This window comes from Undibacterium sp. MH2W (assembly GCF_049340215.1).
GTDB lineage: Bacteria > Pseudomonadota > Gammaproteobacteria > Burkholderiales > Burkholderiaceae_D > Undibacterium.
The window spans coordinates 36,566-53,922 of sequence record NZ_JBMPPA010000013.1 but is presented as its reverse complement, the minus strand read 5'-3'; the positions used below and the strand labels follow the sequence as shown (position 1 = coordinate 53,922).

The 17,357-nt window shown below is 48.1% G+C and carries 13 protein-coding genes and 2 tRNA genes; 8 read left to right on the top strand and 7 right to left on the bottom strand.

Features of this window, described 5'->3' with window-relative positions; genetic code table 11:
* The first annotated feature begins 282 nt into the window (after window positions 1–282).
* Window positions 283–358 (top strand) — tRNA-Val (locus tag ACO0K2_RS19460).
* Between the two features lie 36 nt (window positions 359–394).
* A tRNA-Asp gene (locus ACO0K2_RS19455) sits at window positions 395–471 on the top strand.
* 369 nt (window positions 472–840) lie between these two features.
* On the opposite strand, the gene ACO0K2_RS19450 is transcribed toward ACO0K2_RS19455, so the two are convergent.
* A complete protein-coding gene (locus ACO0K2_RS19450) occupies window positions 841–1,749 on the bottom strand; it encodes a recombination-associated protein RdgC (RefSeq protein WP_423021719.1) in 909 nt (302 codons plus the stop codon).
* 174 nt (window positions 1,750–1,923) lie between these two features.
* Between ACO0K2_RS19450 and ACO0K2_RS19445 the strand changes: the two genes are divergently transcribed.
* From ACO0K2_RS19445 to ACO0K2_RS19420, 6 genes are all read left to right on the top strand, one after another.
* Complete coding sequence (locus ACO0K2_RS19445; RefSeq protein ID WP_423021718.1) at window positions 1,924–2,439, top strand: DUF6622 family protein; 516 nt, start codon at window positions 1,924–1,926, stop codon at window positions 2,437–2,439.
* Between the two features lie 100 nt (window positions 2,440–2,539).
* Window positions 2,540–4,252, top strand: a complete 1,713-nt coding sequence (gene argS, locus ACO0K2_RS19440) for an arginine--tRNA ligase (RefSeq protein ID WP_423021717.1) — start codon at window positions 2,540–2,542, stop codon at window positions 4,250–4,252.
* 116 nt (window positions 4,253–4,368) lie between these two features.
* Entirely contained in the window at window positions 4,369–5,052 is a 684-nt protein-coding gene (locus ACO0K2_RS19435) for an SPOR domain-containing protein (protein ID WP_423021716.1), read from the top strand.
* 15 nt (window positions 5,053–5,067) lie between these two features.
* The gene (locus ACO0K2_RS19430) at window positions 5,068–5,781 is read left to right on the top strand and encodes a thiol:disulfide interchange protein DsbA/DsbL (RefSeq protein WP_423021715.1); all 714 of its coding nucleotides are present in this window, start codon (window positions 5,068–5,070) and stop codon (window positions 5,779–5,781) included.
* A gap of 63 nt (window positions 5,782–5,844) precedes the next feature.
* Window positions 5,845–6,633 carry an SDR family oxidoreductase gene (locus ACO0K2_RS19425; protein WP_423021714.1) on the top strand — a complete coding sequence of 263 codons (789 nt, stop codon included), beginning with the start codon at window positions 5,845–5,847 and terminating at the stop codon, window positions 6,631–6,633.
* Complete coding sequence (locus ACO0K2_RS19420) at window positions 6,633–7,427, top strand: helical backbone metal receptor (protein WP_423021713.1); 795 nt, start codon at window positions 6,633–6,635, stop codon at window positions 7,425–7,427. The genes ACO0K2_RS19425 and ACO0K2_RS19420 overlap by 1 nt, the downstream gene beginning before the upstream one ends.
* A 113-nt stretch (window positions 7,428–7,540) precedes the next feature.
* Here the strand turns inward: ACO0K2_RS19420 and ACO0K2_RS19415 are convergent, their stop codons facing one another.
* From ACO0K2_RS19415 to ACO0K2_RS19390, 6 genes are all read right to left on the bottom strand, one after another.
* Window positions 7,541–7,960, bottom strand: coding sequence for a response regulator (locus ACO0K2_RS19415; protein ID WP_423021712.1), 420 nt, complete (start codon window positions 7,958–7,960; stop codon window positions 7,541–7,543).
* Window positions 7,961–7,989: 29 nt separating this feature from the next.
* Window positions 7,990–12,798 (bottom strand): response regulator, encoded by a 4,809-nt coding sequence (locus ACO0K2_RS19410; protein WP_423021711.1) that lies wholly within the window; start codon window positions 12,796–12,798, stop codon window positions 7,990–7,992.
* Between the two features lie 152 nt (window positions 12,799–12,950).
* Complete coding sequence (locus ACO0K2_RS19405) at window positions 12,951–13,619, bottom strand: methyl-accepting chemotaxis protein (RefSeq protein WP_423021722.1); 669 nt, start codon at window positions 13,617–13,619, stop codon at window positions 12,951–12,953.
* Between the two features lie 771 nt (window positions 13,620–14,390).
* Window positions 14,391–15,296: a DMT family transporter gene (locus ACO0K2_RS19400; RefSeq protein ID WP_423021710.1), complete on the bottom strand. Its 906-nt coding sequence runs from the start codon at window positions 15,294–15,296 to the stop codon at window positions 14,391–14,393.
* A 74-nt stretch (window positions 15,297–15,370) separates the two neighbouring features.
* Window positions 15,371–16,147: an alpha/beta fold hydrolase gene (locus ACO0K2_RS19395; protein WP_423021709.1), complete on the bottom strand. Its 777-nt coding sequence runs from the start codon at window positions 16,145–16,147 to the stop codon at window positions 15,371–15,373.
* Window positions 16,144–17,154, bottom strand: coding sequence for a M14 family zinc carboxypeptidase (locus tag ACO0K2_RS19390; protein ID WP_423021708.1), 1,011 nt, complete (start codon window positions 17,152–17,154; stop codon window positions 16,144–16,146). Before ACO0K2_RS19390 ends, ACO0K2_RS19395 begins: the two co-directional genes overlap by 4 nt.
* Window positions 17,155–17,357: the final 203 nt, after the last annotated feature.

Genomic DNA, 17,357 nt, shown 5'->3' with positions numbered 1-17,357 from the left:
CCATCCCGAACAGGACCGTGAAACGACTCTGCGCCAATGATAGTGCTGCAACCAGTGTGAAAGTAGGTTATCGTCAGGCTCCCTATTGCTACCCCTCTCTGCTATCGCAGTGAGGGGTTTTGCTTTTAAGTGAGAATGCTAGATTTTTGTAAGTAGTATCCGGGAAATAAACGAAATTACTTACAAAGGTACTAGACAAATAGCAGTAAGCGTACTATAATATTGCTTCTGTTGATGTTGGTGACACAGCATCGTAGTAATTATCTGACTAAGCAAGAATATGGGTGCTTAGCTCAGTTGGTAGAGCGGCGCCCTTACAAGGCGTAGGTCGGGAGTTCGAGCCTCTCAGCACCCACCACAGATAATTACATGCAGAACAAGGTTTTTAGGTTTAGGAGTGGTAGTTCAGTTGGTTAGAATACCGGCCTGTCACGCCGGGGGTCGCGGGTTCGAGCCCCGTCCGCTCCGCCAGTAAAAGAGAAAACGAGTTACTTAGGTAGCTCGTTTTTTTTCGTCTATTGCTTTGTTATCCTACGGTCAGGCACTTCCGTGCTTTAAGACCTTAGCTCGCCAGCAAGCGCAGTCCAAAATTCCAAATTCTTGAATTCTCAGAATCTTAGAATCTCAGAATCTCAGATGCCAACACCCAACACCCAACACCCAACACCCAACACCCAACACCCAACACCCAACACCCAACACCCAACACCCAACACCCAACACCCAACACCCTCCGACTATCTCTTATCCTGCCCCATATGCTCAACCGCAGGTAAAAAAAGAGACGGTCATCGCCGTCTCTTTTTAGCATGCCAGCTAAGTTTGCTGAATGGTCGTAATCTATGCCACTTTCCCCGGCTCGATTTCACCGTCTAACGCAAAAACGATGTCATCCAGCATTTTAGTGAGCTCTGCTGTCATTAACATGAAGTCTGCATCAAAGCGCTCTTCCTCATTCGTCCCTTTATCTTTTTCTTCGTCAAGGATATCAAGTGGCTTGATGCGTTTGATCGTCAAGGTGTCGGTGAGGACAAAGCTGATACGGTCATCCCATGTCAGGGCGAGCTTTGTGCATTGTTTGCCTGCGGCGATGTGTTTTTGAATGTCATCTGGCTCTAGGGTATAACGAACGTAGCGTACGGTCGCTTTATCTTCAGTCGATGATTTCAATTCAGTATCTTGGTCGATGGTGAAGCCTTTTGGCGCTTCGTTCCCAGCCAACCACGATGTCATTGCCGCTTGTGGGGAAGATTTTACACGCAGGCCTTCAAGCGGTAATTTGTCGCAGCATTTTAAAAGCAGCTTTACCACTTCGTCAGCGCGCGCAGGACTGGACGCGTCGATCACTACCCAACGATTGATCGGGTCAATCCATACTGATGTATGACGTTTGACTGCAAAGGCACGTGGCAAGAGCTCATCGGTTACGCGCTCTTTGAGATCCTTCATGGCTTTACGCCCCGGTGCGAACCCTTGCTGCTCTTCTAACTCTGCGGCGCGTGCTTTCGTCACTTGGTTGATCACGCTGGAAGGTAACAATTTTTTTTCAGTCGCTAATGAAATTAAAAATTGTTTATTGACGCTGTGGACCAACAGTTCGTTGTTCCGCGGTGGTGCCCATCCTTGGCTTTGCATTTCATTGGAAGCGCATTGTGAAAACGAAAGACGTGAGAGTTGAGTGTGTAATTCGTCAGCAGTAATTTGCCATGGCGTGCTTAAACGGAAAATCTGTAAATTCTTGAACCACATAGCGTTTCCAAACAAAGAAAACCTGACATTCTACACGCCTCATTACTGCAACTCACGCTACGGGATACTCCTTTTACGACTTTAATTGACGCTCCGTCGCAAAGTCAGTTTCTTCCTGTGCCGCGTTTGACATACTAGGGACTTGATCTACTGTGTCTATCGAGGGAGAAGATAATGTTGCAAGAAATATTGACGCACACACCTATTTGGGTCTGGTTCATCTTATTGTTCTTGATCTCGCGGGGGATCAAGGCGAGTCAAGATCGCTATGTCAGTTTGAAGACCATCCTTATTTTGCCCGTCTTGATGCTTCTGTGGTCGCTGCAAGGACTATTACAGCATTTTGGTGCCACCATCGACGTGTTGATGGTCTGGTTATCTGGCATCGGATTAGGTTTAGGGGCGATGATGAAGTTTGGAAACAAGAATGCGGTCACCTTCGCTGATGACGGTCAATTTCATTTGCGAGGAAGTTGGATACCGATGATCTTTTTGGTGAGCTTGTTTCTGATGAAGTACGCAGAAAACGTGTTGGTTGTCATGCTTCCAGCGTTAAAAGTTGATCTCCGCTTTGTCATCGTGGTCAGTGTGGTCTATGGGATCATGAATGGTGTATTTTTAGCTAACTTTGTGAGAGCAATCGTGCTGCTGAAAAAGAAGAAGTTGAATACCGTGCCAGAAACTGTGTGATAAGGACAATAAGCTAACGGACATGGCGCAGGGGAGACAGTATAATGAACGCTGTCCTTATTAAGATTTGTTGCGCGAAACGCAATGAAACCGATGCGCTATGTTAGCTGAACAAAAACAAGAAATTCTCAATCTCCTTAAAAATGCCGTTGCACCGTTACTCGAAGGCAGCGACTTAACGCCGACCATTCTGCTTGAGCGTCCTCGTGACCCGGCCCATGGTGATGTCGCTTGCAACATTGCAATGCAGATTGCAAAACCTTTGCGTAAAAATCCACGGGATATCGCAACAGCGATTGTGGCTAGCCTCCAAGCTCAGCAGGATCCGCTCATTGCTGCAGTGGAGATTGCAGGCCCCGGCTTTATCAATATTCGCGTAGCAACCGCGGCGAAACAAGCCGTAGTAAAAACAATCCTGCAACAAGCAGCGCAGTACGGTAAGAGCCAACGCGGCGTTGGTCAAAAAGTCGTGGTGGAATTTGTTTCTGCAAACCCGACTGGACCATTGCACGTCGGTCATGGTCGCCAGGGTGCACTGGGTGACGCATTAGCCGCCTTGCTGGATGTTCAGGGATATGACGTGAGCCGCGAGTTCTATTACAACGACGCAGGCGTTCAAATTGGTAATCTCGCGTTGTCTGTTCAGGCACGTGCGAAAGGTCATGCACCAGGCGATGCAGCGTGGCCTGAGTCGGCCTACAACGGTGACTATATTGCTGAAATCGCACGAGATTTTCTGGATAAGAAAACAGTTTCTGCGAGCAACGGTTCTCCGGTGACAGCCAGTGGCGATGTCGATGACTTGGATTCGATTCGTGAATTTAGTGTCACTTATCTTCGCCGTGAACAAGATACCGATTTGTTAGCGTTCGGTGTCAAATTTAATAACTATTATCTCGAATCTTCGCTTTACACCGACGGTAAGGTCGAATCGACAGTGAATGCGCTGACTGCAGCGGGTAAAACCTACGAGCAGGACGGTGCGCTCTGGTTGCGTACGACCGAGTATGGGGATGACAAAGACCGTGTTATGAAAAAAACGGACGGCACTTATACCTATTTTGTGCCTGACGTTGCATACCATGTCACTAAATGGGAACGTGGCTATCGCCAAGCGATCAATATTCAGGGTAGCGATCACCATGGAACAATCGCGCGGGTACGCGCTGGTCTTCAGGCACTGAATGTCGGTATCCCACAGGGTTATCCTGATTATGTGCTGCACAAAATGGTCACCGTCATGAAAGACGGCGCGGAAGTGAAGATTTCTAAACGTGCAGGCTCTTATGTGACAGTGCGTGATCTGATTGAGTGGTCTGGTAACGGTGATATCGTTAAGGGCCGTGACGCAGTCCGCTTTTTCTTGATTTCACGTAAAGCAGATACAGAGTTTGTATTTGATGTGGACGTCGCGTTGGCACAGTCCGACGAGAATCCAGTGTACTACGTGCAATATGCGCATGCCCGTATTTGCTCCGTGCTGGCCCAGTATGCAACAGATGAGGCACAGTTTGCCCCACTGACAGAGGTCGATTTGTCACCGTTGGTCGCACCGCGTGAAGCGTCGTTGTTAGCGAAACTGGCAGAATATCCAGAAACACTGGAACGTGCGCTCGATGAATTGGGGCCACATCAGGTTGCTTTCTACCTGCGTGATCTCGCCGGTGAGTTACATAGCTATTACAACGCGGAACGTGTCCTGGTCGACGATGAGGCGACCAAGTTGGCGCGTCTGGCGTTGATGCTGGCGACACGTCAAGTGATTCGTAATGGCTTGGCATTGATCGGTGTGTCAGCGCCAAATAAAATGTAAGGATGCAAACACCAAGCCTTTCTGCCCTGATTGAATACCGGTAGAAAGGCTTAGCTTGTTGAATAATGTTTCATTTAGTAATGACGACAGCGTAAACATATCTTATTCGGAAACGCATGAAATCTCACTCTTCACGGCTGCAGCGCCAACACGGAAACACCTTAACAGGATTGGTTATTGGTCTGGTTATTGGACTAGCGATTGCCGTTGCCGTCGCCCTCTTGATTACCAAGTCGTCCACGCCTTTCACCAATAAAGGGATGAAATCGGATAAGCCCGACCAGCCTACGACACAACTGCAAGACCCGAATAAGCCGCTATATGGCAATAAGGATGCGACGAAAGAGGCAGCGAAAGAGTTTGCAAAAGACCCGAATGCACCTCAAAAAGCGGCTGATAACGTGACGGCAGCGGTAGCGCCAGCTCCGGCACCCGCGCAAGTCGTAGCCCCTGCCACACCAACGCCAAAAGCAGCTGAGGTCAAAGCTGAGACGAAGCCAGCGCAAGAAAAAGTCGCCGCAGACAAGGCCGCCGATAGCACAAAGAGCGATGTGGCAGACGAAAAGTACATTTATTTCTTACAAGCAGGCGCCTTCAAAGATCAGGCTGATGCCGAAAGTGCACGCGCAAAACTTGCCTTGATTGGCTTTGAGGCGAAGGTCACCGAGAAAAATTCGGATACGGGTACTATGTACCGTGTTCGCGTGGGACCATTTAATAATGCAGAAAGTATGAACCGAATTCGTTCAAAATTGTCTGACAATGGCGTTGATGTTGCGGTGGTACGCACCGTTAAGTAATTGAAAAGGAAAATTATGCGTTTATTGAGTCGTATTGTAGGTAGTGTCATGTTGCTTGGCTTAGGTCTGATGGCAACAGGTGCTGGTGCATCTCCAGCAGCGCCGCAAAATGGAACCGAATACCGTGTCTTGAGTCGTCCGCAAGGAACAGACAGCGGGAAAAAAATCGAAGTTCTGGAATTTTTCGGTTATTTTTGTCCGCACTGTAATGCCTTAGAACCTGTCATCGAGGCATGGGCGAAAAAGCAAGGTGATAACATCGTATTTAAACGTGTGCATGTCGATTTTCATGATCTGGTGACACAACAGAAGTTGTTCTTCACCTTAGAAGCGATGGGGAAAGTCGATGAGTACCAATCTAAAGTTTTTGCCGCTTACCATGTCGACCACAATAGCTTGCGTACAGACGACGACGTGATGCGTTTTGTTGCGAAATCCGGTTTGGATAAGCAGAAGTTTTCTGAAATTTATAATTCTGTATTTTTCACACAAAGCAAACTCACACGTGCTAAACAATTGATGGAAGCCTATCAGATCGATGGTGTTCCAACGATTGCAGTGGATGGGCGCTATGTCACATCGCCATCACAAGCAGTGAGTTCCATGGGGCGTACTTCTGAAGATACACAGAATGCCGCGGTCACGCAGGTGCTGGACTTTTTAGTTGCTAAGGCACAGAAAGAAAAAGGCATTACCCCTGCAATGAACGACGCGTCGAAAAAGAAATAATCCGACGCATCAACTGACAAAGTCCGCCGCGCTTTTTTACGGCGGATTTTTTTATTGGATTCTATGAAAAACGTTTTTATCACCGGCGCATCGTCTGGCATTGGTGCCGCACTAGCGAAAGTCTATGCGCAACAAGGAGCAAGCTTAGGCTTGGTCGCACGACGCAGAGAGCATCTCGAACAACTACGTGCCAGCTTACCGCATCCGGAACGTCATTCGATCTATGTCGTTGACGTCACCGACCACCAAGCATTGGCAGCGGCTGCCGCTGATTTTTTAGCCCGTTGTTCCAAAGTGCATATTGTGATTGCCAATGCAGGTATTTCTGTTGGAACCTTAACCGAACATTTGGACGATTTGCCAGTTTTTGAGCGTGTACTGAGTACCAATGTGACCGCAACGGTCGCCACTTTCGCGCCATTTATTGCTGCGATGAAAACCTATGCAGATACCGATGGATGTCGGCTTGTCGGCATTGGTAGTGTTGCAGGTATCCGCGGTTTGCCCGGGGCAGAGGCATATAGTGCGTCAAAGGCGGCCGTCATTAGTTATTGTGAATCCTTGCGTGTGGAACTTAAAAAGACCGGCATTCGTGTGGTGACAATCGCACCAGGATATATTGATACGCCGATGACACAGGTCAATAGCTACCGTATGCCGTTCTTGATGCCTGTTGAGACATTCGCCACCAAAGCGGTTGCCACCATTGCTTCGGGTCGTTCGTACCGCGTTATTCCGTGGCAGATGGGCGTCGTCGCGAAATTATTGCGCCTGCTACCGAACACACTGTACGACCTATTTTTTTCTCACGCACCGCATAAAGCCCGTGCAAAATCGACGGAAAAAGAGTGATGAACGCTTCTTTGATCGACGCCGCTGGACAACATCACGTACCTGCAGACATCACTGCGACGCGCATTGTGAGTCTAGTTCCTTCTATCACGGAATTGTTGTGTGATCTTGGTGTGGAGCACTTAGTGGTGGGACGGACAGGGTTTTGCATTCATCCCGCTGAGACCGTGGCTACGATTCCCAAAATTGGCGGCACCAAAGATGTGAACATCGAGAAAATCCGCCGATTAGCGCCCACCCATCTGATCGTCAATATCGACGAAAATGAGAAGCCCACAGTCGATTTATTAGCTGAATTCATCCCTCATATCATCGTCACTCACCCAATTGAACCCACGGACAATATTGGGCTATATCGTTTGTTGGGGGCTATTTTTGATGCGAAGGACAAAGCGGAGAAACTCGTGCAGGCGTTGAATGACGCCATGAATACACTGGCGAGCAACCCCTTTCAGTCAGAGCGCGTGCTCTATTGCATCTGGCAAGATCCTTGGATGACCATTTCTAAAGAGACCTATATTTCGCGTATGTTGCGTTTGATTCATTGGCATACTTGGGCGCCGACGGACACCGAAAAACGCTATCCGGTTTTTACATGGAATGACGCACTGTGCGATCAGATCGACCGCATTTTGCTCTCTACTGAACCCTATCGGTTCACTGAAGCACATGTGGATGCATTAGAACGACAAACGGGGAAACCAGTGCAGTTAGTTGATGGTGAAATGATCTCTTGGTATGGCAGTCGTGCGATTGCTGGGATACGTTACCTGACAACGCTTGCCCAAAAGTAGGAAATTTTTTTATCAGCAAAAAAATATCCCTCCATCAAAACAGCAAGGAGGGATCTGGGGAAAATCGGTTGTGTGGAACGAGAAGACGACAGAAGAAAGAATCCGAGAGCGGACTAAGTTTTGCCTAACATTTTCTCAATCGCGGCAAGTAAGGCATCTTTTTGTAATGGCTTCTCAATGGTGCCTAAAAAGTTTTGCCGTGCTAACTGCGCAACGAGCGAGGCCGAGTACAGCACTTTCGCACCTTGTCCTGACATGAGAATGACCCCGCCGGTATAGTGTCGATCGCTGAGTTTTTTCATCAACGCAAAACCGTCAATATCTGGCATCTGGATATCACATAACAATAAATCTGGTTTCTTTTGACTACGGTCGAATTTAGATAGACCGATCTCGCCACCGAGTGCAGTGGTGATATGTGTGATCCCTAATTCATTGAGTAGATCAGACACGAATTCAATTTGAAAATCATCATCATCGACAATCATCACATGTAAATCTTTGATCTCAGTCGGTGTTAAAGCGGTATCCATTTCTTTTCCCTATGTCATGACAAGTAAGCTTAATGAGGTTGCTGCGCGTCCTGCTTGAGTTGAAGGTCCCACGCTAACTTCCATTCGATAAATTCTTTCGCTGCCATGGGCTTCGCAATGAAGTAGCCTTGTACCTCGTCGCATCCCGAACTCGCGATCAGATCCCAGTCTTGTTGTTTCTCGACGCCTTCAGCAACGAGATTCAATCTGAAAATTTTGCCTAATTGAATACTTGATCCGAGAATCGCACGTGCTGCCTCATCCTTCGTTGCACCATTAACGAAAGCACGATCCACTTTTAGCTCAGTAACAGGAAGTTGCTTTAGGTTTTCCATGGTAGAGAATCCTGTGCCAAAGTCATCAATCGATAGACCAAACCCCTTTAAGCGTAATCGCGTGAGGATTTCTAGGCTGACTGTGAGGTTTTCCATCAGCCGACTTTCAGTTAATTCGAGCGTAATCTGTTGCGGTTGCACGCCCGCGTGGCAGACAATGCGCTCAAACTCTTCGGGTAGATCTAACTGATCGAGATCATCCATGGAGACGTTAACAGACAACTTAAAATCGTGCCCCTCTTTTAACCATTCACCTAATTGCTGAGACCCTTTTTTTAAAATTTCATGTGTGAGAACATCGATCATTCCATGGGCTTCCATCACGGGAACAAAGGATCCCGGACCGATAATGCCACGTTCATGATGACGCCAGCGGGCAAGGCATTCTGCGCCCACAACTTGCTTATTAAAGACGGAAACTTTGGGTTGGTAAAACACCTCGATACATTCATCAGCGATCCCTTGTTGCAGCTCTGCGAGGGTCAACATCGCTTCTTTTTTATACTGAACCCGCTCAGGTTTAGAATGTCGTTGATGCGCAAGTGCTAGCTGAAGTGTGTCTGGAAGTAATGGCTTTTTGATCGCAGCGAGTAAGTTTAATCCGTATGCTTTCACTAAACTTTCTGCGGCCTTCAATAGATTATGATCGACAGCACTGAGTAATATGACCGACCCACTGTAGCCATGTTCGGCGACTAACCTCAAAAAGGTGATACCGTCCATTCCGTGCAGGTGGAGATCGCACAACAACAGATCTGGGTTGTAGGTACGGATCATCGTCAATGCTTGGTTACCGTCCATGCAAGACATGATTCTGGTCACACCGAGTTTGCGCAAAGTGGTACTCGCAATTTCAATATGACTTGGGTCATCTTCAAGTACCAAGACATGAAGATCCGTGTGATTCATCGCTTGTTGATGTTCACTATGGACTGGTGGTGAGTACGGCAGCGGATTTTCTTTCGCGTGAAGATACGCGGTGACAAAGGCATCGATTTTGTCGAAACAGTCATGTAACTCTTCGACGATCTCCACTGAGCGATGGATATCCGGGGACAGCTTTAAATCTTCTAATGTTTGGCAATGCGCAGCAAACAGATTCGCCCCGACCGTCCGCGCGCTCGATTTAAGCCGGTGACCAATTGCCGATATCGTGATCTGATCTTGCTTAGCGCATGCTTCATCTAACTCGACTAAACCTTTGCGTGCGGAATCGACAAATTTTGCAGCAAACTTACCGATTTTTTCGGGCACGGCGCCGAGCTGTTTTTCTAAAACACGCAGATCGATACACGCATTGTCATCCGAGGGCAGTGGTTGCTCTGGTGAATGCGATACTTCGTTGTCAACGTGATCATGGGTATTGGTCAGCCAACGAATCAGGGTGTTGTAAAGTACTTCCGGAACGAAAGGCTTTGCCATAAAATCGTTCATACCCACACCAAGACATTGCAACCTATCCTCGTTCATCGCATTGGCAGTCATGGCAATGACAGGCAGACGTGCAAACTTTTCCATGCTGCGTAACTTACGTGTGGCCTCTAGACCATCCATAACAGGCATTTGAATGTCCATCAAGACACAGTCGACCGGCTTTTTCTTCAATACATCGATGCCTTGTTTACCATTGTCCGCAAGTAAGACAGTGATGCCAGCAGCCTCTAATAATTCAGCAGCAATCTGTTGATTAAATTGATTATCGTCCACGACAAGCACAGTGATGCCGCCACGCTCTTTGGCCAGTAATTGGAGGTGCGTGTTATTGAGTGATTCGATTTGCGCTTCGGGAAGGCTTCCGGCTTCTTTTGCTGCTGACAAATGGACGGTGAACCAGAACGTACTGCCTTTTCCTAATTCACTGCTGACGCCCACATCGCCGCCCATCAGTTTGGCGAGCTGCTTACTAATGGCGAGTCCCAGGCCTGTTCCACCATATTTTCGTGTCGTCGAATTGTCTGCTTGTTGAAACGATCTGAACAATTTACTTTGCTGCGCAGCGGACATACCGATCCCCGAATCCTGCACCTCAAAGCGGACCAACCATCCATCTGCTGCATCGTGGACTTTGCGTACACGAACAATAATTTCACCGTGCTCTGTAAATTTAATCGCGTTGTTGGTGTAATTGATCAGGATCTGGCTCAAGCGATGCGGATCACCATGCAGATGATTTTGCAGATCAGGGTCTACATCAAAATTGAGGGTAATGTTGCGACCAACCAGTTTGTTACTCATCATGCTAGAGAGATTATTTAAAATCTCCTCAAGCCAGAAATCCACCGATTCCAAGGTCATTTTTCCGGCTTCTATCTTAGAAAAATCCAGAATGTCATTAACGATATGGAGGAGGTGCTGTCCAGAGAGCTGAATTTTTTTCAAATAATCTCGTTGCTTCGGATCGCTGGTGGAGGCCATGGCAAGATAAGTCATGCCTAAGACACCATTCATTGGCGTACGTATTTCATGACTCATGTTGGCAATAAAACTGCTCTTTGCTTCGTTTGCCGCTTCAGCCAATCGTTGTGCCTCGACTAATTGCGCAGTGCGGCTGACAACCAGTTCTTCGAGATGATGACGATGTTTATCGAGCTCTTCTCCTAGTCGTTTTTTGTCCGTTATATCTTCTTGTACTGCAACGTAATGACTAATGGTGCCATCTGGTTTGCGTAGCGGAGTAATGATTGCATATTGGATGATGGGCGTGCCATTTTTACGCTTATTGTAGAACTCCCCCTTCCAGATCTGACCTTGCGAAATCACGGGGACCAGTGATGATAGATGCTCATTCATCTTGTTATCATCACGGATAATTTTTGGATCTTGACCGAGAATTTCCTCGCGTGTGTAGCCGAATGTTTTTAAGAAAGACTCATTGACATATTCAATATGGCGATTGACGTCGGTAATGATGATGGTTTCTGGACTTTGCTCGACCGCCAGCGACAATTTATGAAGCTGTGTCTCGGCAAGTTTGCGCTCGGTAATATCCTGAATCTGAAAAACAAAATGCAATGCCTTACCAACTTTGTCGCGGACAACACTGACATTTAAGTGTGTCCACACATCGTGTTGTAAGCGATGTAAATAGCGTTTTTCAAGTTGATATGTTTGGCGTTCTCCGTTGACAATTTCAGCGATGATTTGCTGGTCGAATCGCAAGTCTTCGATCGGCGTAAAAAGATCAAAGCCCTGCTCGAGTATCTGCTTTTCTGACCATCCGAGCATGTCGCAAAAAGCATGATTCACTTTGAGAAATGAGAGATCGAGTCCGACGAGTGCCATGCCAATTGGTGAGGCGACAAATGTTTGCTCTAGTCGCTCTTCACTTTCATGCCGAACGGCTTCGGCTTGTTTTCGTTCTGTGATGTCTTGAACAATGCCGGTAAGGCGAACAACCCGACCGCTGGCGTTCACAATACGGTTTCCAGGTCTTGCCCAGATGTGACGTATGCTCATATCAGGTAAGATAATCCGATATTCAAACGCTGATGCGAGTCGATGCCGTTTAAATGTATCTTCCTGACGAAGGATAATCAGTTCCTGATCGTCCGGATGAACTGTATCCAGAATCATTTGCGTGATGTTGCTTCCATAAAGGGTCAAATCACGTTGCCATATCCTCTGCATTTCATCGGACCATGTTACTTTATTGAGATCCGGTTCCCACACCCAATGTCCCACATGCGCAAGGTTTTCGGCTTCGCGTAAGTCGAGTTCGCTTTGCCGTAAGGCTTCTTCAGCGCGCCGTCTTTCGGAAATATCCCGAGTCACGCCCAGCATCATGACATTGGCGTTGGTATTGTCACGGATCGGAACGGCATGGGTTTCTAGCCATCGTCTTGTGCCGCGTAATCCAGTGATTTCAAATTCCATCGTTCCACTGTTACCAGCGATCACCGACTCAAAGAGTTCTTGAAATCGCTCTCGGTACGTTGGATGAATGAACGATACCAGACCATGTTGGCGTACTTCGTCGATGTCTTTGGCTTCTAACATGCGAAAGCCCGCATAGTTCATCTCTACAACATGACCGTGCTTGTCGAGTACTTTGACACATTCGGGTTCTGCCTCAAAAATGGCCCGCAAGCGTTGTTCACTTTGGCGGAGCTTTTCTTCAGCACTGTGTTTGTAGAGGGCGAGTTCCAGACCTGCGCGTAATTCTCGATCGGTGAATGGTTTAATGATGTAACCAAATGCTTCTGATTCTTTGACGCGATTGAGAATGTCGTCTTCCGCTTGCGCGGTCAAAAATACTACCGGGATGCCAGTATTTGCGTGGATATGATGCGCGGTGGTAATTCCATCCATTTTGCCTGCTAGCATGATATCCATTAAAACGATATCAGGTGCTAAATCGAGGGCGAGTTGCACTGCTTCTTCGCCATACGCGGTGGCGGCGACTGCCTGATAGCCAAGTATCTCCAGCTTGATCTGGATTTGCAAGGATACCAGTTCGTCATCTTCGACGACCAGCACCCTTGATTTTTGTTGATTTGAAAGCATTTTTTACTCCACTTCACAAATAGCAGGGGCTAGCAAACAACTGCCAGCCCCTATGCTAAGGACGGATGCAAAACTGCGAAATTCAGCTATCGGTGTTAATTAACGTAATACAAAGGTGGTCAGTAACATCGTTCTATTGGCGGTGTTCATGATCAGAAGAAGGTGATTTCTGACGCTTGGTTTTCACTGGCTTTTGAATCCCCGCCATGATTTTGATACTCATCATGCATCGTATAGGTTCTTTGTAGTTCTTCTAGCCATTGTTGGGTCAAGGGCAACTCCGTGTCATCTCCTGCAAAAGCGACGTTTTCATGGAGTTTACTGATGTCGCCGCGGACGACATCCAACATTTGTGCGATACGGTCTTGGAACTGCAAACTGACGAGTAACTCTTCGATATCTTTTCGGATGATGTTACCGTGTGCTCGCATCTGGGCAGCAGAGTCGCCCATTGTTTCAACGTGAGACAAGACGTCACGCACCACCGCACCAGAGATTTCCAGTACCTTACTGTCTTGGACCGAGGCGCGGTCGGCAGTGGCTAATGCCGTTTTCATGACACTGGAGACATTTTTTACCCGTTCGCCCATACGTCGCCCCGTCTCTGCGGACATTTGTGACAGCTTGCGTACTTCTCCAGCCACCACGGCAAAGCCACGTCCGTGTTCACCCACCCTGGCCGCCTCAATCGCAGCGTTAATGGCTAACAGGTTTGTTTGGGCTGCAATCTGACCGACCTCCTGTGCCATTGTGTTCAGTTCGTTGGTTGACGCCGCTAAATCACGAATGCAGTGCAATAGTTCGTCTTTACTTTGAATCATTGTTCCGAGTGAATCAATGACGGGCGTCAGCTCTTTTTTGCATAGCTGCAGCAGCGAAATGGTGGCGTCTGCATCTTTGGACTGGTTGATATCAGTGACGCTGCCAAAACCGGCGGCGTCAAATTCGTTCACCATCGATGAGAAACTACGGATGAGCTCGTTTGCTGCTTGCTCTGTTTGTTCTTTGACAGAGCTAACATGGGCGCTCCAGAGGGGTAATACATGATGCAGTAAATTCGGCAGCTCGGTCGTGATCGACGCGTCGCTAGTCTGCTCTTTTTCAGCTGCCGCCTCCGCTTCACGGACACGGATTTGCGATACTTCCCACAGGAGATATACCCCAACGGACAAAATGACAACTACTGCAATCAGGGTCGATATGCTGAAATTGCTCCATACGATCACCACGATGCTTAACAGCAGCAAGAGGAATGACAGAAGCAAGTCGCGATGTGTACGTAGAGAAATATTCAGCATGTTACATATCCCAAATGAATTGCAGCATGGACTTCTAAACTTATAAAAAAAATACTTTTGTAAGTTAATGTTAATACACAATGACTATTTTGGACGGATTATGATTAATTGCAATGATTTTGTTATAAAAATGCGCATATAATTGCAATTTTGCAACTATTTGTTTTATCTTGTTATAACCGTAACCAATTTTTGTTCAGAATCACGTTTTTTTGAAAAATACCCCCATTGTTATCAAAAAAATGTCGAAACGTATACATTTTCCGCTGTTTTAAACAAAAACATTGTTCGGATTTACCGATTCGTCAACAAGACGCCCCCAATCACCAAGATACCCCCTGCTACCATGGAGATGAGGATCGGTTCGCCTAAGAGCAAAGCGCCCAGACCAATACCAAACACGGGAATAAGATTATTAAAGACAGCAGTACGAGCAGGTCCGATTGCTTTGACGCCCTCGTAATACCAGACGAAACCAATGACCGTTCCGACAGCACCGAGGTAGAGCAGGGCGGCAAGTACTTGCCAACTTAGATGGCGTGGCTCGAATTGATGCCATTCAGTAGACGCGCCGCACATCAGTAGTAATAAGCCCCAGAGCGACGCATAGGTTGTTGCCGCAATAGGCGATAAACCTTTTAAAGCGTGTCTACCGATGATCGTGTAGGCAGCCCAGCCGCAAATGGCGCAAATCATAAACAGCTCGCCTTGACCGACGGATTGCGAAAAATCTGCTATCGCGCCACTGAGGTCGCCCTTCGTAATGACCACACTTGCACCGACAAAGGCGATAAAGATCCCTATCCAGCGACGTGCGCCTAAACGTTCGCCAAAGAGCGCGGCAAGAATCAGCGCGGTGACGATAGGATTGAGTGCCACAAACAAGGCGGTGCGGCCTGCTGGCATACGTTCTAGGGCAGCGAAAAAACAAATGTTATACAAAAAAATACCCGTGGCGCCGAGTGCAAACGTGGCGTGCAACTGCGCGCGGTTCAGTTTAGGCAGTCCCCCTTCTACTTTCCATGCTAGTGGAACGAGAAGCGCGCAGGCGACCATGAAACGTAACGCCGCTGCCGTCATATGCGGAATTTGTGGTGCCACAATGCGACCGGCGATAAAAGTGCCACCCCAGAATAAGGCGACAGCAAGAAGCTTAAGATAAATAGTGAGTGTATTTTTTTGCACGGTGAGTACGTTCATTGCGAAGTGAAACGAGGATGATAAATGAATTGTGCTGCACAGGCTGAGGCACGACCGACTTGGCGATTCGTTTGCTATCCTTCGCCCGATGGGGTGAAGAAAGCTTCATCAAGCCAGTGTTTCACTTGATCAATGACCCACGCGCCCTCATCGAGCGGCAAGTCGTGCCCTGCTGATGGGTGGACACGGAGTGGACTACGCCAACGATCGGCCAGGATCTGTGAGCAAATTGGATTGACCAGACGATCTCCTCCACCCGCCAACAGCAATAGAGACGGATGTGGCTGCTGGTATGGCGCGCGGTATCTCATCGCGGCTATTAATTGCCGTACGATATTGGTGCGACTGATCGGATACTGTTGTGCGTAGCTTACCCATGCGTCAACGAGCGAGGATGCAATAGCAGCATCGGTTGGATGACAAGTCAGATCGCGTATCAATTGCTCGCGTTGGCGTACAGAGCCGAACAACATGGTGACAAGTAACCGTGGATAGTTGCGCGGACGTAGTCGTTGGTAGAAACGATTATGCGGGGCGAGACTCGTATTCATCAGTACCAAGCGATTGACCTCTTGTGGATAGGTCTGCGCCCAAGAGACCGCTGCCATGGCACCTAAAGAAATCGACAGTACGTTGAGACGATCGGTGATGCCAGCAGCACGTACCTGCTCTCGCGCCGCTTCGACCATCGCTGCAATCGTGCTGGCGCTGGCGTGCTGGCAGAGTGCTCCGTTGCCGGGAAAATCAATCGTCAACACGGTCTCATCAGGAAAAGCAGCCTGAAAATCCGTTAAAAATTGCCCCCAATGCCTTTTTTCACGCATCAAGCCGCGCAATAACACCCAGGTCATGGTCGGTACCACCTTGCTACCGCACGTTCCTGAAGACGTAGCCGTGTTGGTCCTTGGGCGATCCATTCGCGATGTCCACTGGTAGCCCGCATCAGGAAATCGAGCCATGACGTATGACGTCTAAGTACCCGGTGGAGGCGATGTTCTGCAACCGGATTAAACATGCCATGTCGTGAAAATAGCTGGCGCGGATTCTTTTTCACCCAGATCCATGACCCCATTTCCAGCGTCAACGGTAAAAACGTTTTCTCAGGCGTATGCTGGGCTTGTAAGTAAAGGTAGTCCCAGACATCACCATGTGTTTGGTATTGCAGGCTTTGCGGTTCAAACAGATAGTGATGATTAGGATGGGTTTGCTGAAACAGCTCTTCTAGGGCGAGGATATCGGCCAGATGTGGAATAGGATGGACGCTATGGGCATGCGGAAACCAGACCCGGTCCCTCAGCCCAAAGCCAGAGTGGCAATCGATGGCGATACTGAACTGACGAGATAACAGCTCATCGACGACGGTGCGGCATAGAGCGATATTTTCTGCTTCCATGTCTGCGCCATCTGGCCCGCGATACCAAGGTAAATGTTTGCTAATCCGGTGGCCACCCAGCAGAAACGGCACCTTATCAATCGCTTCAACGGGCGCATTACGCATCAAATCCACGCCATTTGGGTTACTACGGGTGGTCTGCCACATGCCACCTGGATTGATCAGTGGCATGAACACGAGGCGCACTTCTTGCAAGAGGTGCTGCAGGCTTTTATCCCAAGAGAGACGTGAGATCAGCCCGCGTAAAAAAGATAACAGAACCTGCGTTCCTATCCTCTCGAGCCCGTGAATACCACCAAAAAAACCGATTGCTGGCACATCGGGGGCAGGATTTCCCAACGCCAGCTTATAGACCGGGAACCGTTTGTGCTTCACATCGACTTCACACATCACATCGACTTCTAGATGTGCATGTCCAAGCTTAATGATCCGTTCTAACTCTCGTAATTCGGGCAGTGCAGGCATGGGAACTGACGCTAGAAAATTAACTTGCCCATGCTATTGGAGGCGGCCTCAGAAAGCAAGAAGATCGGCTCAGAATTGAGATGAAACGGATTAACGACACTTTTGCAACTCAGAAGGGCTGTGGTGTCTGATCGTTGGCAGGTTATATGCTTTAATACTGCTAAACAAAACGCATTAAAACAAATGAGTCCGATTTAAGTCTG